Below are 26,019 nucleotides of genomic sequence, written 5' to 3'. Positions count from 1 at the left end.
TCCCCCCTGCTCGTCAAGGGGTTCGCCCGGTCAGCCGAGCGGAGCCGCTCGAAGCGGTTAGTGTTGCGTCATGCGGAACCAGGACTCAGGAAAGGCGGCCCCCAGCCAGGTCCAGTCGGTGGACCGCGCGATCAGCGTGCTCGAAATGCTCGCCCGCAACGGCGAAGCGGGGATCACCGAGATCGCCGGTGAGCTGGGCGTGCACAAGTCGACCGCGTCCAGGCTGGTCAGCGTGCTCGAGTCGCGCGGCCTGGTGGAGCAGCTCGGCGAACGCGGCAAGTACGCGATCGGGTTCGGCATCGTGCGGCTCGCCGGCGCCGCGACCGGGCGGATGGACCTGGCCAGACTCGGCAGGCAGACCTGCCAGGAGCTGGCGGAGTCGCTCGGCGAGACGGTGAACATCGCGGTCGCCGACGAGGGCGTCGCGATCAACATCAGCCAGGCGCGCGGGCACGCCGCGATCACCACCCAGAACTGGACCGGCCAGCGCACCCCGCTGCACGCGACGTCGAGCGGGAAGATCCTGCTCGCCCACCTGGACGAGGCCGAACGGCGCAGGCTGCTGCGCCGCAAGCTCGAGTCCTACACGCCCCGCACCACCGTCGATCCCGGCGATCTCGCGGGCGAGCTGGAGCGGATCGTGGCCGAGGGCTACGCCGCGTGCTTCGAGGAGTTCGAGCTCGGCATGCACGCCGTCGCGGTGCCGATCTTCGGACCGGGCGGTGAGGTGGTCGCCGCGATCAGCGCGTCGGGACCGTCCTACCGGCTCTCCCGGCAGCGGGTGCGCCAGATCGTGCGCCCGATGACCGAGGCGGCGGCGGAACTTTCGTCGCAGCTCGGCTACTTCACGGAGTAGCCCGGAATCCCATCGCTTCACCCCGGCGGCCCGTTACCGGTCTTCAGCACCGGTAACGGGCCGTTCTCCGCGCTGAAAAACCGCCAGGACCTACTGCCTCGTACCTCTTGACACCGACTCGTGACATCCCGCACCTTGTTGCTTAAGACGGAACGTATCTCTTAATCCGCAACTCGGGCGTCCCTCATCCGAGGGCTCCCGCGTGCCACCCACCCCCGGTAACGGTCCACAGTGGACCGTTATTTGGCCTGCACTGAAGAAGCAGGAGGTACCGCGATGGCAGCCCAACCCCGCGTGGTCGTGATCGGAGCCGGCATCGTCGGCTGCGCGCTCGCCGACGAGCTCACCGAACGCGGCTGGACCGACGTGACGGTGCTGGAGCAGGGCGACCTGTTCGCCACCGGCGGGTCGAGCTCGCACGCGCCCGGCCTGGTCTTCCAGACCACCGGCTGCCGCACCATGATCGAGTTCGCCCGCTACACCGTCGCCAAGTACACCGGCCTCACCCTGGACGGGAAGTGGTGCTTCCAGCAGCTCGGCGGGCTGGAAGTGGCCACCACGCCGGAGCGCTGGGCGGATCTGAAGCGGCGGCACGGCTGGGCGACCGCGTCGGGGGTGCGCGGCTACCTGCGCGACGCGGGCGAGTGCGCCGAGCTGCACCCGCTGCTCGACGAGTCGAAGATCCTCGGCGGCTTCCACATCCCCAGCGACGGGCTGGCGAAACCGCTGCGCGCGGTCGAAGCGCAGGCGCGGCGCGCGATGGCACGCGGCGCGCGGTTCCTCGAACACCAGAAGGTCACCGAGATCCACCGCTCCGCCGGGCGCGTCACCGGGGTCACCACGGAGCGCGAGCACTTCAGGGCCGACATCGTGGTGTGCTGCACCGGCATGTGGGGCCCGCTGATCGGCTCGCTGGTCGAGCTGGACATCCCGCTGGTGCCGATGGCGCACCAGTACGCGAAGACGAACCCGCTGCCGGTGCTCGCGGGCGACAACGACGAGCTGACCGAGGCGAGCAAGCCGTTGCTGCGGCACCAGGACGCCGACCTGTACTTCCGCGAGCACGTCGACCGGATCGGGATCGGCGCGTACGGGCACCGGCCGATGCCGGTCGCGCCGGGCGAGATCGCCGACCCGCGCACTTCACCGGGGATGCCCTCGGAGCTGGCGTTCACCCCGGAGGACTTCGAGGAGTCCTGGGCCGCGGCCACCGACCTGCTGCCGGTGCTCGGCGACACCAAGGTCGAACAGGGCATCAACGGCCTCTTCTCGTTCACCAGCGACGGGATGCCGCTGCTGGGCGAGCACCCCGATCTCGACGGGTTCTGGGTGGCCGAGGCGGTCTGGATCACGCATTCCGCCGGTGTCGCGCGCGCGATGGCCGAGTGGCTGGTGGACGGGCAGCCCGCGCTCGACCTGCACGGCTGCGAGCTGGCCAGGTTCGAGCCCGCCCAGCTCGCGCCGGACTACGTGCACCGGCGAAGCTGCCAGGCGTTCGCCGAGGTCTACGACGTGGTGCACCCGCTGCAGCCGATGGCCGACCCGCGGCCGCTGCGGACCAGCCCGTTCTACGAGCGCCAGCAGGAGCTCGGCGCGTTCTTCCTCGAAGCGAACGGCTGGGAGCGCCCGCACTGGTACGAGGCCAACGCGAACCTGCCCGAGGTCGAGCGCATCCCCGTCCGCGACGACTGGGCGGCGCGGTACTGGTCTCCGATCGGCGGCGCCGAAGCGCTCGTGGCACGCGAGCGGGTCGCGCTGTTCGACATGACGGCGTTGAAGCGGCTTTCGGTGACCGGGCCGGGTTCGCTGTCGTTCCTGCAGGCCCTGACCACGAACCAGCTCGACAAGAAACCGGGTTCGGTGACCTACACGCTCCTGCTCGGCGAGGACGGCGGCGTCCGCAGCGACCTGACGGTGGCCCGGCTCGGGCCGGAGGACTTCCAGGTCGGCGTGAACTCGCAGCTCGACCTGGACTGGCTGCGCAGGCACCTGCCCGGCGACGGCAGCGTGCAGGTCCGCGACGTCACCGCGGGCACCTGCTGCGTCGGGCTGTGGGGCCCGCTCGCCCGCGACCTGCTCCAGCCACTGTCCACAGCGGACTTTTCGCACAAGGCGCTCGGCTACTTCAAGGCGAAGAACGCTTACGTGGGAACGGTTCCGGTGACCGCGATGCGGCTGTCCTATGTGGGCGAACTCGGCTGGGAGCTCTACACCACGGCCGACTTCGGGCGGAAGCTGTGGGACACGCTGTGGGAGGCCGGCCAGCGGCACGGGATCATCGCCGCCGGGCGGGAGGCGTTCAACAGCATGCGGCTGGAGAAGGGCTACCGCTCGTGGGGCACCGACATGACCACCGAGCACGACCCGTACGAGGCGGGGGTCGGGTTCGCGGTGCGGATGGACAAGGGTTACTTCATCGGGCGGGAGGCGCTCGTCGGCCGCTCCGCCGGCACCGCGCGGCGCAAGCTCACCTGCCTCACCCTCGACGAGCCGGGCGCGGTCGTGCTCGGGAAGGAACCGGTGTTCTCCGAAGGGCGGCCGTGCGGGTACGTCACGAGCGCGGCCTACGGCTACACGATCGGCAGGGGCATCGCGTACGCGTGGCTGCCGTCGGAGGTCGCGGTGCCGGGTCGCGGCGTCGAGATCGAGTACTTCGGAGAGAAGGTCGCCGCGACCGTCGCGGAGGAACCTCTCTTCGACCCGAAGATGACGAGGCTGCGGTCATGAGCGACGCTTGCGAGCGGATCGAAGACACCATGCGCCAGAAGGAATTCAACGCTGTCTCGCGGAGCGAGGCGATCGCATGACCGGCTACGACACGATCGTCATCGGGCTCGGCGGGATGGGCAGCGCGGCCGCGTACCGGCTCGCGCAGCGAGGGCAGCGGGTGCTCGGCATCGAGCAGTACGCGCCGGTGCACAACCGCGGTTCGAGCCACGGCGGGTCGCGGATCACGCGCCAGGCGTACTTCGAAGATCCCGCGTACGTGCCGCTGATGCTGCGGGCGCACGAGCTGTGGGACGAGATCGAAGCCGATTCGGGGCGCCGGATCTTCCGGCGCTGCGGCGGCGTCACCATCGGCAAGCCGGATTCGGTGCCGTTCAGCGGGAGCCTGCGCAGCGCGCGCCAGTGGAACCTGCCGCACGAGGTCCTCGACGCGGACCGGCTGCGCGAACGGCTGCCGACCATGCGTCCCGCCGACGACGACGTCGCGCTGTACGAACAGAACGCGGGGTTCGTCGTACCGGAGGCGAGCGTCGCGGCGCACCTGCACCTGGCGAAGCGCGCGGGCGCGGACCTGCACTACGAAGAGCAGGTCGTGACCTGGACCTCGGACTCGTCGGGGGTCAGGGTCGGCACGACGCAGAACTACTACACCGCGGACCAGCTCGTGATCTGCCCCGGGGCGTGGGCGCCGAGCCTGCTCTCCGGCCTCGGCGTGCCGCTGCGGGTGCAGCGCAGGGTGCAGTACTGGTTCGCGCCCGGCGGCGACCCCGCCGAGTTCCTCCCCGAGCGGCACCCGGTGTTCCTGTGGTCCGGCGCCGGGAAGCTGCTCTACGGGTTCCCCGCGCACAACGGGCTCGGCGAAGGCGTGAAGATCGCGTTCTTCGGCGAGGGCGGGGACTGCACGCCCGAAGACATCGACCGGCGCGTGCACGCGCACGAGATCGCGGAGATCGGCGCCCACGCGGGTGCGCGGATCCCGGCGCTGCCCGGCCGCTTCCTGCGCGCGGTGACCTGCCTGTACACCAGCACGCCCGACGAGCACTTCGTGATTTCCCGCCACCCGTCGGCCGAACGCGTGGTCGTGGCGTGCGGGTTCTCCGGGCACGGTTTCAAGTTCACCCCGGTGGTGGGCGAGGTACTGGCCGATCTCGTGACCGAGGGCGGCACGGCCCACCCGATCTCCCTGTTCGACCCGGCGCGGTTCCGCCATGAGGAGTGTGCATGACTTCGCCAGACCAGCCGACCGGCCTCATCCCCACTCTTCCCGGCCGGACCTACACCGACCGGGAAACATTCACGAGCGAGCAGGAACGGATCTTCGAGTCGCTGTGGTTCTGCGCGCTGCGCGGCGCGGAACTGCCTTCGCCCGGCGACTTCCGGACCGTCCAGGTAGGACGGGAGAGCGTGCTGGTGAGCCGCGGCCGCGACGGTGCGCTGAACGCGTTCCTGAACGTCTGCCGTCACCGCGGCGCGCGGTTGTGCGTCGAGGAAACCGGTTCGGTCAAACGGTCCTTCCAATGCCCGTACCACGCGTGGACCTACGGGCTGGACGGGAAACTGGTCGCGGCGCCCAATCTCGCGAGCATGCCCGGCCTCGACCGCACCGCGTACGGGCTCAACCGGGTGCACCTGCGGGAGTGGCTCGGCTACGCGTGGGTGTGCCTCGCCGCCGATCCACCGTCCTTTTCGGACACCGTGATCGCCCCGGTCGCCGAGCGGCTCGGCGGCACCGAGGTGATCGAGGGCTACGAGGTCGGCGACCTGGAGATCGGACGGCGCATCACCTACGACGTCAAGGCGAACTGGAAGCTCATCATCGAAAACTTCATGGAGTGCTACCACTGCGCCACCATCCACCCCGAGCTGACCGAGGTGCTGCCAGAGTTCGCCGACGGGTACGCGGCGCAGTACTACGTCGGCCACGGCGCCGAGTTCGGCGACGAGATCGCCGGGTTCACCGTCGACGGCAGCGCCGGTTTCGGCAAGCTCGACAACGTCGGCGAAGCCCACGACCGCCGCTACTACGCGATCACCGTGCGCCCGCAGGTGTTCGTGAACCTGGTGCCCGACCACGTGATCTTCCACCGGATGTACCCGCTCGCCGTGGACCGCACCGTGGTCGAATGCGACTGGCTCTACTCGAAGGACGTGGTCGCCTCCGGCAAGGACGTGTCGCGGTCGGTCGAGCTGTTCCACCGGGTGAACCAGCAGGACTTCGACGCCTGCGAACGCTGCCAGCCCGCGATGAGCTCGCGCGCCTACGCCGAGGGCGGGGTGCTGATGCCGTCGGAGCACCACATCGGCGAGTTCCACGAATGGGTGCAGAAAATGCTCTCCTGACGCCGAGCCAGGTCCCCGTCCATGCTCCCAAGGTGACCTTCGGGGGATGCCCTGAACCCAGCGCGCATGCCCCCGAAGGTCGCCTTCGGGCCCTCTCGGCGGTTACGGCGAAAGCCGCTCCGCGAGCCAGGCCAGGGCAAGGGGCTGGCGGTACTCGACGCCGACGTGCCCGCCGTCGAAGAGTTCGAAGTGGACGGTGGAGTCGACCCCGATCCCGGTCAGCGCTTCGCGGAACGCGGTGGCGCCGAGGTCGAGGAACCATTCGTCGCGGACGCCCGCGTCGATCCAGATCGCGCGCTGGGACCGCAGCGCGTCGGCGTGCTCCGGGACCATGCGCACCGGGTCCCAGCGGAGCCAGCGCGCCCAGACCTCTTCGCGGATCGCCCCCGTGCGGGGGTCGAACGGCAGTTCGGGCGTGCCGTCCGCACCGGGTGAGAAGCACGCGGAGACGCCGAGGATTTCGAGCAGCCGCAGGTCTTCCTGCTTGGTGAAGGCGACCCTCGAGCGGAAGTCGTCCCACCAGCGGAAGATGTCGCCGTCGTAGGCGCGCAGGTCCCGCACCGCGGCGAAGAAGTGCGGGAGGTACTGGGCCTCGGACAGCGAGTCGCCGGAATGCGTCGCGAAGGCGCCGAACAGGTCGGGCCGCAGCATCGGCGTGATCATCGCGCCGAGCCCGCCGCTGGACTTGCCCGCGATCGCGCGGTGCTCCCGCGCGGCGAGGGTCCGGTAGTGCGCGTCGACCCACGGCACGACCTCCTCGCAGAGGTAGGAGTGGTAGCGCCCGGTGCCCGCCGAGTCGACGTACTGGCTGCCGCCGTAGGCCGTCCACGCGTCGACGAAGACCAGGATCATCGGCGGCGCCTCTTCGCGCGCGAACACCCCGTCGATCGTTTCGGGCACGGGCTCGCGGTACGGGCCGCGGTTGCGCCATGCTTCGAGCCGCCCGGTGAACCCGAGCAGCAGGTACACCACCGGATAGCGCCGCGAGCCGCCGTCGTACCCCGGCGGGGTGTACACCCACAGCGGCCTGCGGTGGCTGTCCCCGAGCGGATTTCCCGCCAGCAGTGCGCTCTCGATCTCGTGCTCGTCGATCCTGCCGTCCATAGACCATCACCCCAGCTAGTACGAAATCGAAGTATTCCGACTCGAACGGTACACTGACCCGATGCGTGAAGTCGACTCCATTGACCGGCACATCGAGTTCTGGTCGCGTGAGGTCGCCGACCTCGACCCCGACGTGGAGGGCGCGGTCACCCGGATGCAGATGCTGGTACGCCACCTCGCGCACCGCCGGGCCGAAGCACTGGCGTCGTACCCGCTGAAGAGCTGGGAATACGACATCCTCTGGCGGCTGCGCTCGGTCGGCAAGCCGTACCGGATGACGCCGACCGCACTGACCGCCGGCCTCGACGTGGCGCCCGCGACACTGACGAACCGCCTGGAACGGCTGGAGGAATCCGGCTACGTGTCCCGCACGCACGACGCGGACGACCGGCGGAAGCTGCTGGTCACGCTCACCGCGAAGGGGCACCGCGCCTGGGAGGCCACGATCGGCGCGCAGGCCGACGCCGAGCACGAGCTGCTGGCGCCGCTGGGCACGAGCGAACGCAAGCAGCTCGTGCGGCTGCTGCGCAAGCTCACCGCCGCCGCCGAGGCGGGCACCCACCCGCTCATGCTCGTGCCGGGCGAAGAGGACCTCGCGCCGAAGCGGCGCCGGTCATGACGGCTCAGAAGCCGAGCAGCGAAGCAACGGCGGTCGCGTCGGCCGAACCGCCGTCGACGACCTGCCACGGTCCCAGCCACGAGGCGGCGGCCAGCTCGTCGTAGACCACCGAGCACCGCTGCTGCAACGCGTCGTCGGACTCGAACGAGTCCTTCGCCCGCGAAGCGTCCGCCGCCGCGCGCCCGGCGGCGCGGGCGGCGGCCACCTCGGGCGTGACCCGCAGCAGGAGCTGGAGATCCGGAACAGGCAGGGAAAACCGCTCGATCTCGACCTCGCGGACCCAGCGGACGAACTCGCCGTCCGCGCCCTGGCGCAGCCGCGCGGCACCGTAGGCCGCGTTGGACGCGACATACCGGTCGAGCAGGACGACGTCGTGGAAACGCAGGCTCTCGACGATCTCATCGGCGGCGCCGCGGCGATCCAGCGCGTACAGCAGCGCCATCCCGTACACCGAATCGGGCAGGTCGCCGTGCTGCCGGTGCAGTGCCTCGGCCACCAGATCCGCGTGCACGCTCCGGCCGTAGCGGGGGAACGCGAGCGTGCCGACGGTCGCCCCCTTGTCCGCGAGCGCCTTCGTCAGCGCTTCGGCGAGCGTGCGCTTTCCGGCGCCGTCGAGGCCTTCGATCACGAGGAGTCGTCCCACCTGGCACACAATACGAGTCACCTCCCGCGCCGCTTCGCCCTGGCTTTGCCGCGCGCCAGTTCACGGCGGCGGCGCGCCTCCTCCGCTTCACGACGCTTGCGGGCGGCTTTGTTCTCACCGGCCCGCGCGGTGACGGCCTCGCTCAGCGCGCGCTGAGCGGCGGTGCCCACGCCGACGTCGTCCTGCGTCTTCGCCGCGGTCTTCGCGAGCCGCCTCGCGTTCGTGCGCGCCTCGGCGCGAGACGGCGCCGGAACGGCGGGCGCCGTTCGCGCCTCGTCGCCGAGCGCGGTGAACTCCCGGCCGGCCACGAACAACGCCAGCTCGGCGTTCGTCGGCTCGGCGCCGAACACGTGCCGCCCCGCGCGAACGAAGCCGTTTTCGTGGATTTCGTAAACGCCGACCCAGAACCGGCCGTCGTGAAAGAGCGTGAACACCCCGTGCATCGGGAAACCTCCAGGCGTGACGAATCAGCCTGGCCGCAACTGGTTTCCCGGCACGTCCCGGGACAACGAGCGAGGGCGGGTTCGCACCGCCGCGGGCCGCCCGGACTACCTACCGGGCTGTGCGGTTCGTCCAGCCAAGAACGGCGGCGAGTCTACCCGCGAAAGCGCGGCGCCCCCTCCCCTTTTCCGGGGAGGGGGCGCCGCGGGGAAATCAGTAGCGGTAGTGGTCCGACTTGAACGGGCCTTCGACGTCGACGTCGATGTACTCGGCCTGTTCCTTGGTGAGCTTGGTCAGCTCGCCGCCGAGCGCGTCGAGGTGGATCTTCGCGACCTTCTCGTCGAGCTTCTTCGGGAGGCGGAAGACCTCCTTGTCGTACTCCTCGTGCTTGGTGAACAGCTCGATCTGCGCGATCACCTGGTTGGAGAAGCTGTTCGACATCACGAACGACGGGTGCCCGGTCGCGTTGCCGAGGTTGAGCAGCCTGCCCTCGGACAGCACGATGATCGAGCGGCCGCTGGGGAAGGTCCACTCGTCGACCTGCGGCTTGATGTTGACGTGCTGGATGCCCGGGTACCGCTGCAGGCCCGCGATGTCGAGCTCGTTGTCGAAGTGGCCGATGTTGCCCAGGATCGCCTGGTGCTTCATCCGCGCCATGTGCTCGACCATCACCACGTTCTTGTTGCCGGTGGTGGTGATGACGATGTCGGCTTCGCCGAGCACGTTTTCGAGCTGCTTGACCTGGTAGCCGTCCATCGCGGCCTGCAGCGCGCAGATCGGGTCGATCTCGGTGACGATCACGCGCGCGCCCTGGCCGCGCAGCGATTCCGCGGCGCCCTTGCCGACGTCGCCGTAGCCGCAGATCACCGCGACCTTGCCGCCGATCAGCACGTCGGTGCCGCGGTTGATGCCGTCGATCAGCGAATGCCGGATGCCGTAGCGGTTGTCGAACTTCGACTTGGTGACCGCGTCGTTGACGTTGATCGCGGGGAACAGCAGCTCACCGGCGGCGGCGAGCTGGTAGAGCCGCAGCACGCCGGTGGTGGTCTCCTCGGTGACACCCCGGACGCTCTCGCCGACCGCGGTCCACTTGCCCTTGTCCGCGGCGACCGAAGCGCGCAGCAGCTCCAGGAAGACCTGCCACTCCTCGGGATCGTTCTCGTCGGCGGTCGGGACGACACCCGCCTTCTCGAACTCGGTGCCCTTGTGGACGAGCATCGTGGCGTCGCCACCGTCGTCGAGAATCATGTTGGGACCCTCGCCGTCCCAGGTGAGCATGCGCTCGGTGCACCACCAGTACTCTTCGAGCGTTTCGCCCTTCCACGCGAACACCGGCACGCCCTTGGGCTCTTCGGGCGTGCCGTGCGGCCCGACCACCACCGCGGCCGCCGCGTGGTCCTGGGTGGAGAAGATGTTGCAGGACGCCCAGCGCACCTCGGCGCCGAGCGAGACCAGGGTTTCGATGAGCACCGCGGTCTGCACCGTCATGTGCAGCGAACCCGCGACCCGCGCGCCGCGCAGCGGGAACACCTCGGCGTACTCGCGTCGCAGTGCCATCAGTCCGGGCATTTCGTGCTCGGCAAGGCGGATCTCCTTGCGGCCGAACTCGGCGGCGTCCAGATCGGCGACAGCGAATTCGATGCCGTTGCGGGTGTCGTGCCGCTTGGCAACGCTTTCGGGGGTCATAGGGCAGTTCCTCCAAGGCTCGTCGACAGATGAACAGTACCGTTGTCGGTTCAACACCCACTCGAAGGTTAGGTGACCCTTAGGTGGCTTTGCCCGGACCAGACACCCGAATAGCCGAACTGCGCGTGCCAGGACTGACCGGCACGAGCGGTGAGTCGTTGCTGGACACGGTCAGCACGGTGGAGGTCGCGGGCGACGAGCTCGGCAAGGTGATCCGCCCGTCGGACCGCCTGCGCAGGCCCGCGCCGGGCCCGGTGGTGCAGGCGCTCGGCAGGGCGATCCCCCGCACGCTCGAGGGGTACCTGTGGAGCGGCATGACCTCGGGCGGAGCGGCGAAAGCCACCTGGGCGCTGCTGTTCCCGTTCTCGCTCGCCAACGTCGCGCAGTGGATGCTCCCGCCTGCCCGGCGCGGCAGCCGGACCGCCGCCGTGCTCGGCGCGCTGCTGCGCAGGCTGCTGCGGATCGCGTCGCTGCTGCTGACCATGTTGCTGGTGAGCCAGTTCGCCGTGGTGACGCTCGATCTCGTCGCTGTGCAATGCCTCACACCCGGCGCTGACTGCCTGTCCTGGGTGCCGGACGGCCTCCGCACCGCGGCACCCGTGCGCACGCTGGCCGGGTTCGGCCCGCTGCTGGTGGTGATCTTCGTGCTGCACCGCATCTCGTCGGCGGACTGGAAGGTGCGGTCGGAGTCCCCGGCGGCACCGGGCGGCGGCCTGCCCGGTGACGACCTGCGCGCCGCGCACGACGTCGGCGTGCTGCGCTGCCTGCACACCGTCGTCGCGCTCGCCTCGGTGGCGCTGCTGACGCTCGGCGGCCCGTTCCGGGTGCCCGGTAACACCGGCAACACCACTGACGCGGTGTGCTGGTACGCCACCTTGGCGATGATCGCGCTGCCGCTGGTGATCGCGGGCATCCCCGGCGAGACGACCAGGGCAAGGCTGCTCGGCAAGTGGGGGCGGCGCGCGGTGATCGCACTCGCGTTCGCCGACGTCGTCCTGGTCGCGGTGCGGCACACCCCGCTGCCGCCGGGGCTGTCCGGCTCCGGGCTCACCGGCCCCGGCACGCCGTCCGGGATCGACGGCACGGTCGAAGCGCTCGGGGCGTCGCTCGTCGTGGTGTGGCTCCTGTTCGCGCTGCTGCTCGTCCCCGCCGCGCTGCTGGCGAGACCCGCCTGGCGCGCGCTGCCGAAACGGCTCCGGCCATGGGCGGGCGGCTGGGCGGCGGCGCCGGTGCTCGCGCTCGCCGGGCTGCTCGGCGGCGGGTTCGGAGCGGGCCTGGCGGGCGCCGTCCGCCAGCTCGTCGGCGACGACGACCTCAAGCTGCCGGACAGCTACCAGCTCGTGACCGTGCTGTGGGGCGCGGGTTTCCTGCTGGCCGCGCTGCTCGCGCTCATCGGCTTCGCGGTGGCGCTGCCGCTGCGGCGCCGCTCGCGCGGTATCCCGGCGATCGTGCGGCTGATGGAGACCAGGCCGCACGACGAACAGGTCGCCGCGAAGGCGTGGGCGCGCTCCGCGTGGGAGCGGCGGCACCTGCACCGGATCGCGCTGGCGGTCTCGCTCGGGATGGCCGCGGGCGCCGCGGGGCTGATCGTGCTCCGCATCGTCGACGGCAAGGTGCCCGGCTGGCTCGAACCGCTGTCGGCGGCGGGCGTGGTCACCCTCGGCGCGCTGGCCGCCGGGCTGCTGCGTGTGGTCTACACGGCGGCGAAGTCCCCCGGCCGGAGCCGCCACCTCGGCGCGCTCGCCGATCTCGTGTGCTTCTGGCCGCGGACCGCGCACCCGACCGTCCCGCCCTGCTACGCGCTCAAGGTCGTGCCGGACCTCGCCGCCCGCGCGCGCGAACACCTCGCCGAACCCAGCACGCGGGTCGTGCTCGCCGGGCACAACCTCGGCGGCCTGCTCGCGACGGTCACCGCGGCCAGGCTCACGCACGTCCTCACGCCGGAAGAGCTGTCCCGCGTCGGGCTGGTCACCGCGGGCGCCCCGTTGCAGTGGGGCTACCAGCGCGCGTTCCCCGCGGTGCTGCCGCTGGAGTCGCTCTCCGATCTCTACGGGGCACTGGAAGGGCGCTGGCGCGGGCTCGCCCGCGGCACCGACATCTTCGGCGGTGGCGTCACCACGTGGCGGCACCAGGTGGTGACGGACAAGCTCGTCGGCGTGGGGTACCTCCCCGACGGCGGTATCGGCCCGCTTCCCGCCGCCGAACCCGCGCCGACCGGCGCGCTCGTCCTCGGCGGCGACCACTGGCTGCCGGACCCGCTGCCGCCGTCGACCGGGAACCGCCGCTGGGCCGCCGGGGTGCTGCGGCACCTCGACTACGTCGTCGACCCGGAATGGGACCGCGCGGTCGCGATGGCCGCCGGGCTCGAACGTCCGGGGAAGCCCGCGAGCAGGCCGCTCGGCGAGCAGGTCCCGCTGTTCGCGGACTTCCCGAACTTCCCGAGGGAAAACCGCTGACACCCGCGGACGTCGGCGGTCCCGCCTTTCGCCTGTCCCCGAAGGCGACCTTCGGGGCCGTGGACGCCCCAACGGAACCCCTCGTCCCGGATGGCCGCCGCGGCACCATGCCCTGAAGGTGCCCTTCGCGGCCTCAGATTCCCTCAAGAGCCCCTTCAGGGCATGCGCCCGGAGCCGAGGCGGCCCCGCGAAGGCCAACATCCGCGACATTCACATCCCTGAAAGCCCCTTTTCGGGGCAGGAGCGCGAGCAAGAGGCGCGAGCTGCGAAAATCCCAGCGCATACCCCGAAGGACGCCTTCGGGGCATCCAGCGCCGCGAACTCGCCCCTCGCAAAAAACCTCCGCCCGTCCGCCCCGATCGGGGCGGACGGGCGGAGGGTACGAGTCAGGTACCGGGCCGGGGGTCAGTCGTCCCCGGCGGTGTCCTTCGGCGGAGCCTTCTGGTCGGTGAGCGCGCTGCCCTCGGCCGCCACCACTTCGCCCGCCGCCATGCGCTTGCCCAGCAGGGAATGGCGCCTGCTGTAGGCGAAGTAGATGACGACGCCGGCGATCATCCAGACGATGAACCGCACCCAGGTGAGCACGGTCAGGTTCAGCATCAGCCACAGGCAGGCGATGATCGCGAGGATCGGGATCAGCGGCACCAGCGGCACGCGGAACGCGCGCGGGAGGTCGGGGTGCGTGCGCCGCAGCACCAGCACGCCCGCGGAGACCAGGACGAACGCGAACAGCGTGCCGACGTTCACCATTTCCTCGAGCTTGTCTGCCGGGAAGAAGGTGGCCGCGAACGCGACGACGCCGGCGACGATCAGGGTGGCGCGCTTCGGGGTGCCCGCCTTGCTGGTCTTCGCGAGCTGCCTCGGCATCAGGCCGTCGCGCGACATCGCGAACAGGACCCTGACCTGGCCGAGCATGAGCACCATGACGACGGTGGTGAGCCCGGCGAGCGCGCCGACCGAGATGACGTTGGCCGCCCAGTCGACGCCGTTCTCGGAGAACGCGGTGGCGAGCGTCTTCTTGCCGCCACTGCCCGCGGAGGTGGAGAGGTCCTTGTACGAGACCATCCCGACCACGACGAGCGACACGCCGACGTAGAGCACGGTGACGATGGCGAGCGAGCCGAAGATGCCGCGGGGCACGGACTTCTGCGGGTTCTTGGTCTCCTCGGCGGTGGTGGCGACGATGTCGAAGCCGATGAACGCGAAGAACACCAGCGAGGCACCGGCCAGCAGGCCGAACACGCCGAACGAGCTGCCCGAACCACCCGCGAGGAGCGAGAACAGGGACTGGTCCACACCGCCGCCCCCGCTGTCACCGCCGCTCTGGGGGTCCGGGATGAACGGGGTGTAGTTCGAGCCCTTGATGTAGAAGATGCCGAGCACGATCACGAACAGCACGATCGCGACCTTGATCCCGGTGATCACCATGGAGAACCGGGACGACAGCTTGGTGCCCTTGACCAGCAGCGTGGCGAGCAGCAGCACCAGCACCAGCGCGCCCCAGTCGACGGTGACGCCCGCGACCTCGAAGGAGCTCTTGGCGCCGGGCCCGAAGATGTAGCCGAGCACCGTTTCCAGGTACGTCGACCAGCCCTTCGACACCGCGGCCGCGGCGACCGCGAACTCGAGGATGAGGTCCCAGCCGATGATCCAGGCCATGAACTCGCCGAAGGTGGCGTAGGAGAACGTGTACGCGCTGCCCGCCACCGGGATGGTGGACGCGAACTCCGCGTAGCACAGCGCGGCGAGCGCGCACGCGATCGCCGCGAAGACGAAGGCCAGCGAAACCGACGGGCCGGTGAAGTCACCGGCGGTGCGCGCGGTCAGCGTGAAGATGCCGGCCCCGATCACCACGGCGACACCGAACACGGTCAGGTCCCATGCGCTGAGGTTTCTTCGCAGCTTGGTATCGGGCTCGTCAGTGTCCGCAATGGACTGTTCGATCGACTTGGTGCGCCAAAGACCGGTGCCGGGCAACGTTGACCTCCTGGGTGACCTGGATCGCAGGGTGCACGTCACCCTAATGGGCGGCTAACTCCGCGTCACTTCGGGTTGACCGCGCCGCGATCGAGATCGGGTTCGAGGTACATGAGCCGCACCGAGGGCACCTTCGCCCGCACGCGCGCCTCGGCGTCGTCGATGGCCTTCGCGATCTGGTCGGTCTCCAGCCGCGGCGCCAGCGCGAGCTTCGCGGCGACCAGCAGCTCGTCCGGGCCGAGGTACTGGGTGCGGATGTGGATGACCCGTTCGACCTTGCCCGCGGCCAGCTCGTCGACGATGGTTTCGAGCTCGGCGTCGGTGGCGCCCTCCCCGATGAGGAGGCTCTTCATCTCGACGATCAGGATGACCGCGATGACGGCGAGCAGCGCGCCGATCATCAGCGTGCCGACGCCGTCCCAGACCGGGTCGCCGGTGAGCACGGACAGCCCGACGCCGATCAGGGCGAACACGAGCCCGAGCAGCGCGCCCGCGTCCTCGAGCAGCACCACCGGGAGCTCGGGCGTGCGCGACTGCCGGACGAAGCCCCACCAGGTCGAGGTGCCCTTGAGCTGGCGGGATTCGCCGATCGCGGTGTAGAAGCTGAAGCCCTCCAGCCCGATCGCGACGACCAGGATGAGCACCGCGACCAGCGGGGTGGTCAGCGGCTCCGGTTCGGCGACCTTGTGGACGCCCTCGTAGATCGCGAACGCGGCGCCGAGCGTGAACAGCATGAGCGCGACGATGAACGAGTAGAAGTACCGGTCGCGGCCGAAGCCGAACGGGTGCTCCTTGGTCGCCGTGCGCCGGGAGGTCTTCTGGCCGAGCAGCAGCAGGCCCTGGTTCGAGGTGTCCGCGACCGAGTGCACGGCCTCCGCGAGCATCGACGACGACCCGGTGAACGCGAACCCGACGAACTTCGCCACCGCGATCCCGGCGTTCGCGCCGAGCGCGGCCAGAATCGCCTTCGTCCCGCCGTTTGCTGACACTGGAACAGCCCCCTGGATCGCGCTGGCGTTTTGTCGGGTTGCAGCTTAAAGGCCGGTCGCGGCGTCAGCTCGGCGCGGGTGTCCTCGCGGCTTCCGGGCTTCGCGCCCGGAATGCCGGTGCCCGCGTTCAGGCTCGGCCGCTCATGCTCGCACCGCCACCCGAGCCGGCCACGGGCAGAACAGGACTACGGGGCGAGGCTGTCGCAGGTGCCGGGGGTGGCGCGGAAGAGCTGGGTGCGCGGGCCGCCGGCGGGGCGGACGCGCACCGCGGGATGGCTCGCGGGCAGCCAGGCGGACTGGCCGCGGTGCAGTTCGGCGCGCTCGCCGTCCTCGGCGGTCACCACCAGCTCCCCGGCGGTGCACAGCAGGATCTGCGGGGCGCCCCCGGCGAAGCGGACCTCGCTGTCGTCGCCGCCGTCACCGGCGGCCCATTCGACCCTGGACAGCTCGAACTCGGGCGTTTCGGTGCGGTAGACGGCGCCGTGCGGGCCGGGGTCGCCGGTGTGCACCGGCATGTCGCCGCAGCCGAAGTCGACGACGCGCAGCAGCTCCGGCACGTCCACGTGCTTCGGCGTGAGCCCGCAGCGCAGGATGTTGTCCGAGTTCGCGAGGATCTCGACGGCGGTGCCGTGCAGGTAGGAGTGCAGGTTCCCGGCGGGGAGGTAGATCGCCTCGCCCGCGGAGAGGGTGAGGCGGTTGAGCAGCAGCGCGGCGAGCACGCCCGCGTCGCGCGGGTGCGCCTCGCCGAGTTCCAGGATGGTGCGGCACTCGACGTCGAACTCGCCGTGGTCCTTGATGTGCAGGACGCACGCGTCGAGCACGTCGGGCAGCAGCTCGTCGAGCTTGGCCTGCGGCAGCGTGATCCACGTCGTGAACAGCGCGCGGAGGCCGTCCGGGTCCGGCTGTCCGGAGAGCAGCTCGGTGTACTTGGCCAGTCCCGGCGTCTCGATCGCGCGCAGCAGCGCCACGGTCCGCTCCGGCGCGCGGAAGCCCGCGAGCGCGTGGAACTCGGTGAGCGCGCACACCAGCTCGGGTTTCGCGGTCGGATCGGGGTAGTTCCGGTTCGGCGCGTCACGGGCGATGCCGAGCTTCTCCTCGCGCGCGTGCCCCTCCGCGGCCTGCGCCGCCGACGGGTGCGCCTGCATCGACAGCGGCTCTTCGGCGGCGAGGATCTTCAGCAGGAACGGGAGCCGGTTGCCCCACCGGTTCGCGCAGCGGTCGCCGAGCTGGCCGACCGGGTCGGCCTCCAGCAGGTCGAGCAGGCTTCGCTCGGAGCCGTCCGCGCCGAGCACCTTCGACGGGTCGCCGGGGTGCGCGCCCAGCCACAGCTCCGCCTCCGGGTGCGGTGCGGGCACCGGCCTGCCGAGCAGCTCCGGGATCGTGGTTCTCGAGCCCCACGCGTAGGGCCGCACAGCATTGCGCAGCAGCTCCACTGTGTTCTCAACTCCTCTGCGGCCCGCGACCTTCTCCGGCGGGGCCCAAGTTCCGGCCTGCTCGCACCGGGTGGTCAGGCCGTGACGGACGTGAAGTGCCCGGCGCCCGTCCCCGCCGCGAGACCGAGGTAGACCGCGGCCAGTTCGAACCGCAGCGCGAGCACGCCCGCCCGTACCGGCTCCTCCGCGTCCAGCTCCTCGGCGGGGGAAATGACCTCGATCCCGGGGAACCGGTCGCCCGCTTCGAACCGGGCCGTGTCGGCCGCGGGGCCGGTCCGCACCGACAGCAGCATGGCCCTCGGCCGTGCCGCGCCCGCCCCGGTTTCGTCGTCCGGGTCGGCGAAGATGTCCTGCGCGCTGTTTCCCGCGAGCGCGGCGCGGTGCAGTGCCGGCCTCGCCAGCGCCTGCTGGTATCCCGCGACGTCGCAGACCGTCGCGGCGTGCGCGGCGAACGCGAACGCCGCGTGCTCGGCGACGGCGACCGCCACCGGGTCGAACCCCCACAGCAGCGGGGTGCGCTCGGCGACGCGCAGCGCGAGCGCCTTGGCCGGGTTCGCGAACGATTCACGGCCGAGGTGGTCCTTCTCGGCCTCGTCGTCGAGCTGGTCGGCCAGCGATTCGACGTCGGCGACGTGCACGCCGAGCGCGTTCGCGGTGAGCAGCCCGGACGCGAGCGCGCGGGGGAAGGCGAACTCCGGCGGCACCGGCACGCGCGGCGTGAGCACCACGCCCTTGCCCGCCACCGACGCGGCCACCGGCCCGTCGCCGGGGGCGGACAGCACGACCCGCGCGCCGTAGCGGCTCGCGCGGTCGAGCGACGCGGCGAGCTCGCGGTCGCCGGGGTCGTCGGTGTGCCCGAACACCACGTCGAGCGCGCCGACCCAGTTGGGCACGACGTCGCTGATCACGACCGGCACCGGGCACTGCGCGGCGATGAGCGCGTGCAGCACCCGCACCGCGGCCCGTCCCGCACCGGGGCGCGAGAGCAGCACGAACGCGCGCGGCCGCCCGACGTCGAGCCGGTCGCTCAGCTCCAGTTCGGCCGCCGACTCGGCGGTGGAGCGCACCTGCGCGCCCGCCATCGCGGCGTGCCGCAGCAGCCCGGCGCTGTCGGTCTCGGCGAGCCGCGCCGGGTCGTCGAGGAGCGTGTCGTCAAGAACCATCGGCATGACGGCCATCCGGTTCGGTCGCCTCGTCCAGCAGCAGGACGGGGATCCCGTCGCGGACCGGGAACACCCGGCCGCATTCGGTGCAGGTCAGCGCCTCGGCCTCGTGGTCGTCAGGAGTGCCGGGGCGCAGTGGCGCGTGGTCTGGCGACGGGCAGGCGAGGATCTCCAGCAGCTGCGCGTCAAGCTTGAGGGCCATATGTATTCCCTACCAGGACGGAGTAACCCCTCGATTGCGGGTGTGCGGCGGAACGTCCCCTACGCACGGACGATCGCCAGCACTTCGTCGGTGAGCGCCCGCACGGCGGCGGTGTCCGGCGCCTCGACGTTCAGCCGGAGCAGCGGCTCGGTGTTGGACGCGCGCAGGTTGAACCACGACCCGTCGCCGAGCCGCACGGTCAGCCCGTCGAGCTCGTCGAGGGTGGCGCCGTCGCGGGCGCCGAAGGTGTCCTTCACCGCGTTCAGCCTGGCGACCTGGTCGGACACCGTGGAGTTGATCTCACCCGACGCGGCGTAGCGCGAGAACTGGGCGGTCAGCTCGGAGAGCGGGCGCTCCTGCTCGCCGAGCGCGGCCAGCACGTGCAGCGCGGCCAGCATGCCGGTGTCGGCGCGCCAGAAGTCGCGGAAGTAGTAGTGCGCGGAGTGCTCGCCGCCGAAGATCGCGCCGGTGGCGGCCATCTCCTGCTTGATGAACGAGTGCCCGACCCTGGTGCGGACCGCGGTGCCGCCGTGCTCGGCCACGATCTCGGGCACCGCGTGCGAGGTGATCAGGTTGTGGATGATCGTCGCGCCCGGCTCCTTGGCCAGCTCACGGGTCGCGACGAGCGCGGTGACCGCGCTCGGCGACACCGGGTCGCCCTTCTCGTCGACGACGAAGCAGCGGTCCGCGTCGCCGTCGAAGGCGAGCCCGAGGTCGGCGCCGACCTCGCGTACCTTGGCCTGCAGGTCGACGATGTTCTTGGGGTCGAGCGGGTTCGCCTCGTGGTTGGGGAAGCTGCCGTCCAGCTCGAAGTACAGCGGCACGATCTCGAACGGGAGCGCGGCGAGATCGCCCGCGCCGCCGAGCACGGTCGGCACGGTGTGCCCGCCCATGCCGTTGCCGGCGTCGACGACGATCTTCAGCGGCCTGCTGCCGGTGAGGTCGACGAGTCCGCGCAGGTAGGCGGCGTACTCGGCGAGGACGTCCCGCTCGGTGACGGTGCCGCGCTGGCCGGAGAACGCGGGCACGCCGTTCTCCACGGTGTCCCTGATCTCGGACAGGCCGGAGTCCTGCCCGACCGGGGCGGCACCGGCGCGGCACAGCTTGATGCCGTTGTACTTCGCCGGGTTGTGGCTCGCGGTGAACATCGCGCCCGGCATGTCGAGCGAGCCGGAGGCGAAGTAGAGCTGGTCGGTGCTGGCCAGCCCGATCGACACCACGTCGAGGCCCTGCGACGTCACGCCGTCGGCGAACGCCTCGGCCAGCCCCGGCGACGAGTCGCGCATGTCGTGGCCGATCACCACCGACGGCGAGTCCGGCTTGATGAGCAGGGCGAACGCGGCGCCGAAGTCCCGCACCAGCCCGGCGTCGATCTGCTCGCCGACCACCCCGCGAATGTCGTAGGCCTTCACAATCCCCGAAAGGTCCGACACGCCCTCTCCCCGAACTACTCGACAACGCGCTCGTTGCGCGTGCCGAAGCCTACCGGCGGGCGAGGCCGTCGGGGCCTTCAGGTGCGTCCGGGCAGCACCCGCAGGTGCCCGCGGCGGCCGGACGGGCCGTCCTGCTCGGGTGGCGGCGGGGCCCCGTCGGAGCGACCGGCCTCGCGGACGGCCTCGGCGAGCGCGGTCAGCTCGTCGTCGGAGCGGTCCGGTGCGGCGAACTCGCCTTCGTGGCGGACCACTTCCCACCCCTTGGGCGCGGTCAGCCGCAGTGCGTGCTCTTCGCACAGGTCGTAGGAGTGCGGCTCGGACGCCGTCGCGAGTGGGCCGACCACCGCCGTGGAATCGCTGTAGGCGTAGGTCAGCGTGGCGACCGCGGGCTCGAGACACCCCGTCCGCGAACACTTTCGTACGCTCGACACGATCAAGGACGATAGCGCGTCGCCGCCTCTTAGGCGCGCAGGCACACCGGTGAATCCCGCCATGACCGTGCGTAAAGCCGTGCATGACCGCGCGCTGTCGGGCCGTGCGCGTACTCTTTCCGTTCGTGGCGATGGCTCGTAGTTCCCGACAGCGGCAGGGCATGCGCCGGGACCGGCACGGGCGAGGTCTGCGCGGCCCGCTGTACCCGGCGTCGCTGCCCGCCGCGGCCAGCAGGGCCGAACGGTTCGACACGCTCGTGCTCGACGCGCTCGAACCGATCGAGGCCCGCTGGCGTGACCAGCTCACCAAGCTCGACGTCGCGGTCGACGACGTGCCCGAGGTGCGCAAGGGCCAGGCCCCCGCGCAGACCGACGGCGTGCTGCACGACGGCGCGGTCCCGCTCTCGCGCCTGGTGCCCGCGGGGGTGGACCGCACGGGCATGCCGACGCGGGCGCGCATCGTGCTCTACCGCCGCCCGCTGGAGGCGCGCGCGAAGGACCCCGCCGACCTGGCCGAACTGGTGCACGAGGTGCTCGTCGAGCAGGTCGCGGGCTACCTCGGCGTGGAGCCGGACGTCATCGAGGGCGGCGACTAGCCGTCCTCGATGACGAGCGGCCGGGGATCGCGGTGAGCAGCGTGAACAGGACCGCCGCCACCTGAGCGAGCAGCAGGATGTTGCGCAGCGTCGACGGGTGCTCCACCAGCACCTCCGACTGCCTTGCCGGTACCGCGACCGCGACCTGGTGCCCCCACGCGGGCACGATCGGCACGCGCTTGCCGTTGACGCTGGCCTGCCAGCCGCCCTCCTGCTCGGCGGCGAGCACCAGCAGCCTGCCTTCGGGGCCGTCGGAAACCCGGACGCGGACGTCCGGGAGGCGGGCGTCGACCGGGGTGACGCCCGTGCTGTCACCGGGCGCCTTACCGGTGACGGCCTGCTTCGCCAGCTCCGACGGGATGAGCGCGACCTGGCCGGACGGCGGGACGAGCCGCAGCACCGGCCTGCCGGAGGTGGTCGACGCGGCGCCGGTGACGACGTTCTGCCCGAGCGAGAGGAACGCGGAGACGTCCGAACCGGGCGGCAGCACGACGAACAGCACACCGTTGGCTGCGGCCGAGGCGAGCGCGGCCTTCGCCTGCTCGGCGGTGCCGCTCCCGAGATCGCGCTGCCAGCCCGCGAGCCTCGACGGGGTCGCGGCGAGCAGCGCGTACTGGTCGTCGCCGTACTGCGGCAGCCTGCCCGCGGCCTGGCGCGGCGGCTCGGTCGCGGTGCCGAGCACGAGCGCCGAGCGGCCCGTCATGGCGAGTTCGGCGGACAGCGGCGAGGTCAGGGTGTCGCCCCGGCCGTGCCGCAGCGGGCCGTCCCCGCCGACCACTACCGCGCTCGAAGCGAGCGCGACGAGCGCGACCACGCCACCGGCCGCGCCGAGCCTCGGCAGCAGCGGGGACGGTGTCGCGGCCGGGTCCGGCACGTAGTCGCGGTGGCACACGGCGAGCACGATCCACAGCAGGCCCGCGGCGACGACGAGCATCGGGACACCGGTGAAGCCGATCGCCTTCGCGCCGCCCTGCAGCCCGGTGACCGGCACCATCCGCACCGCGAGGAGGCCGCCGACGCCGAGCACGAGCACGCACAGCCCGGCGACGGCGCGCGTGGTCGGCCGGAACACGACGGCGACGAGCGCGGCCGCGACCACCGCGACGCCGATCGGCCACGCACCCGGCCCGCCTGGCGAGAGCCCGAGCAGATCGGCGGTGGCGGGCACGGCACCCGCGCCGCCGGTGCCGTGCAGGAGCAGCTCGGGGTGGTTGAACAGCACGGTCGGCCACGGCAGTTCGAGCGCGAGCGGGAGCAGCACGACGATCCCGACCGACGCGATCCGCCTCGGCAGCCCGGTCGGCGACGGCAGCACCACGAACGCGATGACGAGGCCGAGCAGCGCCAGCGCGTGCGCGAGCGGAGAGAAGGCGCCGACGACGGCGAGGCCGAGCGCGGAGAGCACCGAAATGTGCAGCCAGCGACCGTCGGAGCGGGTGAGCACCGAGGTGATGCCCGCGATCACGGCAGGCAGCAGGATGTGCACCGCGACCACGTCGAGCCTGCCCTGCGCGACGGACGCGGTGGCCGCGGGGAGCAGCGCGTACGCGGCCGCGACGCCGGCGCGCACCCACCGGTGCACGCGCATCCCGCGGGTGGCGGCGTAGGCGACGAGCGCGGCGAGCGGCGCGTCACCGAGCAGCAGCACGGCGACGAACGCGGCCGGCCCGCCGAGCGGGGCGAACACGGCGCCCGCCACGCCGAGCACGCCGAAGGTGGCCGGCGCGGAGCTGCCGGTGCCGCCCGCGACGGCGTGCCACGGCGCCAGGTACTCGGTCCACAGCTCGCCGAGGCCGCCGACCGGCAGCAGCCTGCCGCCGGAGAGGTCGAGGCCGAGCCTGCTCCCGTTGACCACCAGCGTGAGCGCGGTGAGCAGTACGAACAGCACCACCGGCGGGGCGAACAGCGTCGCCGACAGCACCCGCCGCCGGTTGACCTCGACGAACACCAGCTCGCGGCCGTCGCCCGCGGTGGGCCCCGGTGACGGGCGCGCCTCGGCGTCCCCGTCCCCGGCGTCTTCGGTGTCCTGGCCGTCGTCCCGCTCGGTTTCGCCCACCGCGACCGCGACGACGGCGCTGGGCCTGCGCAGCCCGGCGGCGCGGATCCCGCTGGACGGCAGCGCGCCGCCGGGCAGCGCGTCGGGGCCGACCGGTTTGGGCGCCTCCGGGCGCATCGCTTCGGGCGGGATCCACGCCGATTCGTCCGCGCCGGGCTCGGGGAGCCTGCCGAGCGCGGCCTCACTGGCGACGCGGCGGCGCACGAGCGAGTGCACGCCCGCGCGGGTCGCGTTGCGGATCCTGGTGAACCTGCTGGTGAACAGCCCGCTCACGGTGCCGCCGCGCAACCCGGCCGCCTTGCGCTCGGCGCGTGCCGCCCGCAGTTCGCCCTGCCCGCTCACCACGTACCGGATCGCCTCGAACTCCGCGGTGGCCCGGTCGCCGCGGCGGGCGACGGCGAACCCGAGCCCGCGCAGCACGCACAGCAGCGACAGCCGGACGAGCCCGAGCCAGTACGAGAACGCGGAGCAGTTCACCAGGAACACCCGCATGCCGTGCGCGCGCTCGGTCTCGGCCAGCGAGCCGGACACCGCGCCCGCCGCGCGCCGCCCGGTGGTCAGCGCGCGGGCGTGCCGGAGCTTCGCCCTCGGCACGCACAGCACGAGCCGCCCGGCCGCGTTCGCGCGCCAGCCGAAGTCGATGTCCTCGCCCAGCAACGGAAAACGGCGGTCGAAACCGCCGAGCGCGTGCCAGAGTTCGCGTTCCACGAGCGATCCGGCGCTCGGTGTGGCGAGCACCTCGGTGCTCTGCTCCGGCCGTTCCTCGTCGAACGGGAGCGTCGGCTGGCGGTTCCCCGACGCGTCGAGCGAGAGCCCCGCGTCGACGATCAGGCGCGGATCCGCCCAGTCGACGGCGAGCGGGCCGAGCACGCCCGCCGACGGTGCCGCCTCGGACGCTTTCAGCAGATTGTCGAGGCAGTCCGGTTCCGGCGCGCAGTCGTCGTGCAGGAGCCACAGGTGCCTGCCGGGATCGCCCCAGCGCTCGACCGCGTACTCGACGGCACTGTCCACAGCGGACGCGAACCCGATCTCACCCGAAAGAGTGAGCACTTTATCGAGGACCGGGAACGCGTCCGGTCCGGTGACGACGTCACGCGTGTCCGCCGCTTCGGCGAGGAGCCGCGCGGTGCGGTCGGTCGAACCGGTGTCGACGGCGAGGATGTGCCGCGGCCGCACCGTGCTGCGGCGCAAGGCCGACAGCGCGAGCGGAAGCCACTGCTCTCCGTTGTGGCAGACGAGAATCGCGAGCACCGGCGCGGTTCGCTGCGTCGGTGGCGTTGGCGTGCGTGGCAACAACCGCTCCAGTGCTCCGCGGATGGGCAGGAATCGCGATCACCCTACGAGGTAAGGAAAACCCCGCCTGCCACGGCCCGCGGTACCGCCCGGCGGTCAGACCGCGCGCTTCTTCAGCTTTCGCCGCTCGCGCTCGGAAAGGCCGCCCCAGATGCCGAACCGCTCGTCGTGGCCGAGCGCGTACTCCAGGCACTCGTCCTTGACTTCGCAGCCCTGGCAGATCCGTTTGGCCTCACGGGTGGAACCGCCCTTCTCGGGGAAGAACGCCTCCGGATCCGTCTGCGCGCACAGGGCGCGGTCCTGCCATTCCTGTTCCTCGGCAGGATCGAATAGATCGGTGAGCTCGCCCAGCTCCCCAGCCGGGTCCTCTCGCCAGTCCACGACCGGTGCCAAGTTCCTTCCTTCGGCGTCCAACCGCATGTCCGCCTCCTCCGCTTCCACGCACTCCCCAGGCTGGCGGTGTGAATCCAGTCCTTCGCCGCCCCCTTGCCCGCAGCGAATGACATCAATGTGATTACACCCGTGTAGTGCGGCCAGGTCAAGCGGAGTAGCGAGTTCGGGGGATACCCGACGCGCCCGGCGCAAGCGGACACGCCGTACGACACGCGGCGGTTCCCGTCCCGGATGTGACGTATACCCCGGTTGGCCGCACCCGTTCGGACGGTCTTTGGAACACTGGCGGCGTGCAACGTTCCGCAGTGCGCCCCAGTCCCGTCTTCTTCGGCATCCTCGCCGCGACGATCGCAGGCGGGGTACTCGCCGCGGTCGGCGACCAGTCGACGCTGTTCACCGTCAACCACGACCCGCTCATCGTCGGCGGCGTGTTCCTCCTCGTGCTCGCCGGGTGGGCGCTTTCGCTCACGCTGCACGAGTTCGGTCACGCGTTCGTGGCGTTCAAGGGCGGCGACCACGAGGTGGCGATCAAGGGCTACCTCTCGATGGACGTCCGCAAGTACACCGATCCGGTGTTCTCGTTGGTGATCCCCCTGCTGCTGCTCGCGGTCGGCGGGATCCCGCTGCCCGGCGGCGCGGTGTGGATCAACAACTGGGCGCTGCGCTCGCGCGCGGTGTCTTCGTGGGTGTCGCTCGCCGGCCCGCTGACGAACCTCGGCTTCGGCATCGTGCTGACCGTCGGCGTCGCCTATATCCCCGGCATCCCGGTCGGGCTCGTGTGCGGGCTGTCCTACCTCGCGCTGCTGCAGATTCTGGCGTTCGTGCTCAACATCCTCCCGGTCCCCGGCCTCGACGGGTACGGCGCGATCGAGCCGTACCTTTCGCCGCAGGCGCGCGAACTGGGCGCGAAGGCGCGGCCGTGGGCGCCGCTCGTGCTGTTCGCGCTGCTGATCGCGGTGCCGTTCGTGAGCAACGCCTTCTTCGGCCTCGCGCGCCTGGTGTTCGACGCCATCGGCGGCGACTCGACGTTCGCGGGCTTCGGCGGCTCGCTCTTCCGCTTCTGGAACTAGCGGCACCCGGCCCTCGACCTCGGCAAACCGGCTCGGCAGGCGGTCTCCGCCCTCGATTCAGATTCCTCGGGTATCTGGACTCGGGAGTAGGTGCGGACCTATAGTCGAGCG

21 protein-coding genes are annotated in these 26,019 nt (G+C 71.4%); 8 read left to right on the top strand and 13 right to left on the bottom strand.

Going from position 1 to position 26,019, the window contains the following annotated elements; translation table 11 throughout:
• Positions 1-70: 70 nt before the first annotated feature.
• The 4 genes from ABD256_RS19765 (at position 71) to ABD256_RS19750 (ending at position 5,923) form a co-directional block, all read left to right on the top strand.
• Positions 71-856: an IclR family transcriptional regulator gene (locus tag ABD256_RS19765; RefSeq protein WP_344420482.1), complete on the top strand. Its 786-nt coding sequence runs from the start codon at positions 71-73 to the stop codon at positions 854-856.
• 276 nt (positions 857-1,132) lie between these two features.
• Complete coding sequence (locus ABD256_RS19760; protein ID WP_344420479.1) at positions 1,133-3,583, top strand: GcvT family protein; 2,451 nt, start codon at positions 1,133-1,135, stop codon at positions 3,581-3,583.
• Between the two features lie 76 nt (positions 3,584-3,659).
• Positions 3,660-4,808 (top strand): N-methyl-L-tryptophan oxidase, encoded by a 1,149-nt coding sequence (gene solA / locus ABD256_RS19755; protein ID WP_344420476.1) that lies wholly within the window; start codon positions 3,660-3,662, stop codon positions 4,806-4,808.
• Positions 4,805-5,923, top strand: coding sequence for an aromatic ring-hydroxylating oxygenase subunit alpha (locus tag ABD256_RS19750; RefSeq protein ID WP_344420473.1), 1,119 nt, complete (start codon positions 4,805-4,807; stop codon positions 5,921-5,923). Before solA ends, ABD256_RS19750 begins: the two co-directional genes overlap by 4 nt.
• Positions 5,924-6,025: 102 nt before the next feature.
• Here ABD256_RS19750 and ABD256_RS19745 read toward each other — a convergent pair whose 3' ends face one another.
• Positions 6,026-7,027: an alpha/beta hydrolase gene (locus ABD256_RS19745; protein ID WP_344420471.1), complete on the bottom strand. Its 1,002-nt coding sequence runs from the start codon at positions 7,025-7,027 to the stop codon at positions 6,026-6,028.
• Positions 7,028-7,088: 61 nt separating this feature from the next.
• Between ABD256_RS19745 and ABD256_RS19740 the strand changes: the two genes are divergently transcribed.
• The gene (locus ABD256_RS19740; protein ID WP_344420468.1) at positions 7,089-7,646 is read left to right on the top strand and encodes a MarR family winged helix-turn-helix transcriptional regulator; all 558 of its coding nucleotides are present in this window, start codon (positions 7,089-7,091) and stop codon (positions 7,644-7,646) included.
• A 4-nt stretch (positions 7,647-7,650) separates the two neighbouring features.
• On the opposite strand, the gene ABD256_RS19735 is transcribed toward ABD256_RS19740, so the two are convergent.
• The 3 genes from ABD256_RS19735 to ahcY all read right to left on the bottom strand — a co-directional run bounded on the left by ABD256_RS19735 (position 7,651) and on the right by ahcY (position 10,416).
• Complete coding sequence (locus tag ABD256_RS19735) at positions 7,651-8,289, bottom strand: dTMP kinase (RefSeq protein ID WP_344420466.1); 639 nt, start codon at positions 8,287-8,289, stop codon at positions 7,651-7,653.
• A gap of 17 nt (positions 8,290-8,306) precedes the next feature.
• Positions 8,307-8,732 (bottom strand): YjdF family protein, encoded by a 426-nt coding sequence (locus ABD256_RS19730; RefSeq protein WP_344420463.1) that lies wholly within the window; start codon positions 8,730-8,732, stop codon positions 8,307-8,309.
• A 211-nt stretch (positions 8,733-8,943) separates the two neighbouring features.
• Positions 8,944-10,416, bottom strand: coding sequence for an adenosylhomocysteinase (gene ahcY / locus ABD256_RS19725; RefSeq protein WP_344420460.1), 1,473 nt, complete (start codon positions 10,414-10,416; stop codon positions 8,944-8,946).
• An 89-nt stretch (positions 10,417-10,505) separates the two neighbouring features.
• On the opposite strand from ahcY, the gene ABD256_RS19720 reads away from it, so the two are divergent.
• Positions 10,506-12,872, top strand: a complete 2,367-nt coding sequence (locus ABD256_RS19720; RefSeq protein WP_344420549.1) for a hypothetical protein — start codon at positions 10,506-10,508, stop codon at positions 12,870-12,872.
• Between the two features lie 405 nt (positions 12,873-13,277).
• Here the strand turns inward: ABD256_RS19720 and ABD256_RS19715 are convergent, their stop codons facing one another.
• The 7 genes from ABD256_RS19715 to ABD256_RS19685 form a co-directional block, all read right to left on the bottom strand.
• Positions 13,278-14,849 (bottom strand): amino acid permease, encoded by a 1,572-nt coding sequence (locus tag ABD256_RS19715; RefSeq protein ID WP_344420457.1) that lies wholly within the window; start codon positions 14,847-14,849, stop codon positions 13,278-13,280.
• Positions 14,850-14,914: 65 nt separating this feature from the next.
• Positions 14,915-15,838, bottom strand: a complete 924-nt coding sequence (locus ABD256_RS19710) for a cation diffusion facilitator family transporter (protein ID WP_344420454.1) — start codon at positions 15,836-15,838, stop codon at positions 14,915-14,917.
• 185 nt (positions 15,839-16,023) lie between these two features.
• Positions 16,024-17,271, bottom strand: coding sequence for a mannose-6-phosphate isomerase, class I (gene manA, locus ABD256_RS19705; protein ID WP_344420451.1), 1,248 nt, complete (start codon positions 17,269-17,271; stop codon positions 16,024-16,026).
• Between the two features lie 74 nt (positions 17,272-17,345).
• Positions 17,346-18,440 (bottom strand): hypothetical protein, encoded by a 1,095-nt coding sequence (locus tag ABD256_RS19700; protein ID WP_344420448.1) that lies wholly within the window; start codon positions 18,438-18,440, stop codon positions 17,346-17,348.
• Entirely contained in the window at positions 18,424-18,636 is a 213-nt protein-coding gene (locus ABD256_RS19695; RefSeq protein WP_344420445.1) for a Trm112 family protein, read from the bottom strand. Before ABD256_RS19695 ends, ABD256_RS19700 begins: the two co-directional genes overlap by 17 nt.
• Positions 18,637-18,695: 59 nt before the next feature.
• Complete coding sequence (locus tag ABD256_RS19690) at positions 18,696-20,069, bottom strand: phosphomannomutase/phosphoglucomutase (protein ID WP_344420442.1); 1,374 nt, start codon at positions 20,067-20,069, stop codon at positions 18,696-18,698.
• Positions 20,070-20,146: 77 nt separating this feature from the next.
• Positions 20,147-20,500, bottom strand: a complete 354-nt coding sequence (locus tag ABD256_RS19685) for a DUF3499 domain-containing protein (protein ID WP_344420439.1) — start codon at positions 20,498-20,500, stop codon at positions 20,147-20,149.
• Positions 20,501-20,631: 131 nt separating this feature from the next.
• On the opposite strand from ABD256_RS19685, the gene ABD256_RS19680 reads away from it, so the two are divergent.
• Positions 20,632-21,096, top strand: coding sequence for a metallopeptidase family protein (locus tag ABD256_RS19680; RefSeq protein ID WP_215550174.1), 465 nt, complete (start codon positions 20,632-20,634; stop codon positions 21,094-21,096).
• On the opposite strand, the gene ABD256_RS19675 is transcribed toward ABD256_RS19680, so the two are convergent.
• A complete protein-coding gene (locus tag ABD256_RS19675; protein ID WP_344420434.1) occupies positions 21,077-24,445 on the bottom strand; it encodes a glycosyltransferase in 3,369 nt (1,122 codons plus the stop codon). The genes ABD256_RS19680 and ABD256_RS19675 overlap by 20 nt on opposite strands.
• Positions 24,446-24,541: 96 nt before the next feature.
• Positions 24,542-24,865, bottom strand: a complete 324-nt coding sequence (locus ABD256_RS19670; protein ID WP_344420432.1) for a WhiB family transcriptional regulator — start codon at positions 24,863-24,865, stop codon at positions 24,542-24,544.
• 263 nt (positions 24,866-25,128) lie between these two features.
• Here ABD256_RS19670 and ABD256_RS19665 point away from each other — a divergent pair, with 263 nt between their 5' ends.
• Positions 25,129-25,908 (top strand): site-2 protease family protein, encoded by a 780-nt coding sequence (locus ABD256_RS19665; RefSeq protein ID WP_344420430.1) that lies wholly within the window; start codon positions 25,129-25,131, stop codon positions 25,906-25,908.
• Positions 25,909-26,019: the final 111 nt, after the last annotated feature.

This window comes from Amycolatopsis minnesotensis, assembly GCF_039529815.1.
GTDB classification, from domain to species: domain Bacteria; phylum Actinomycetota; class Actinomycetes; order Mycobacteriales; family Pseudonocardiaceae; genus Amycolatopsis; species Amycolatopsis minnesotensis.
The sequence above is the reverse complement of the archived record's forward strand: the minus strand, read 5'-3'. Positions and strand labels throughout refer to the sequence as shown.

What these genes read in the sequence shown, in the direction of transcription:
- ABD256_RS19765 (WP_344420482.1), top strand. Translation starts at nt 71, where the DNA reads ATGCGGAACCAGGACTCAGGAAAGGCGGCCCCCAGCCAGGTCCAGTCG.
- ABD256_RS19760 (WP_344420479.1), top strand. Translation starts at nt 1,133, where the DNA reads ATGGCAGCCCAACCCCGCGTGGTCGTGATCGGAGCCGGCATCGTCGGC.
- solA (WP_344420476.1), top strand. Translation starts at nt 3,660, where the DNA reads ATGACCGGCTACGACACGATCGTCATCGGGCTCGGCGGGATGGGCAGC.
- ABD256_RS19750 (WP_344420473.1), top strand. Translation starts at nt 4,805, where the DNA reads ATGACTTCGCCAGACCAGCCGACCGGCCTCATCCCCACTCTTCCCGGC.
- ABD256_RS19745 (WP_344420471.1), bottom strand. Translation starts at nt 7,027, where the DNA reads ATGGACGGCAGGATCGACGAGCACGAGATCGAGAGCGCACTGCTGGCG.
- ABD256_RS19740 (WP_344420468.1), top strand. Translation starts at nt 7,089, where the DNA reads ATGCGTGAAGTCGACTCCATTGACCGGCACATCGAGTTCTGGTCGCGT.
- ABD256_RS19730 (WP_344420463.1), bottom strand. Translation starts at nt 8,732, where the DNA reads ATGCACGGGGTGTTCACGCTCTTTCACGACGGCCGGTTCTGGGTCGGC.
- ahcY (WP_344420460.1), bottom strand. Translation starts at nt 10,416, where the DNA reads ATGACCCCCGAAAGCGTTGCCAAGCGGCACGACACCCGCAACGGCATC.
- ABD256_RS19700 (WP_344420448.1), bottom strand. Translation starts at nt 18,440, where the DNA reads ATGCCGATGGTTCTTGACGACACGCTCCTCGACGACCCGGCGCGGCTC.
- ABD256_RS19695 (WP_344420445.1), bottom strand. Translation starts at nt 18,636, where the DNA reads ATGGCCCTCAAGCTTGACGCGCAGCTGCTGGAGATCCTCGCCTGCCCG.
- ABD256_RS19680 (WP_215550174.1), top strand. Translation starts at nt 20,632, where the DNA reads ATGGCTCGTAGTTCCCGACAGCGGCAGGGCATGCGCCGGGACCGGCAC.
- ABD256_RS19670 (WP_344420432.1), bottom strand. Translation starts at nt 24,865, where the DNA reads ATGCGGTTGGACGCCGAAGGAAGGAACTTGGCACCGGTCGTGGACTGG.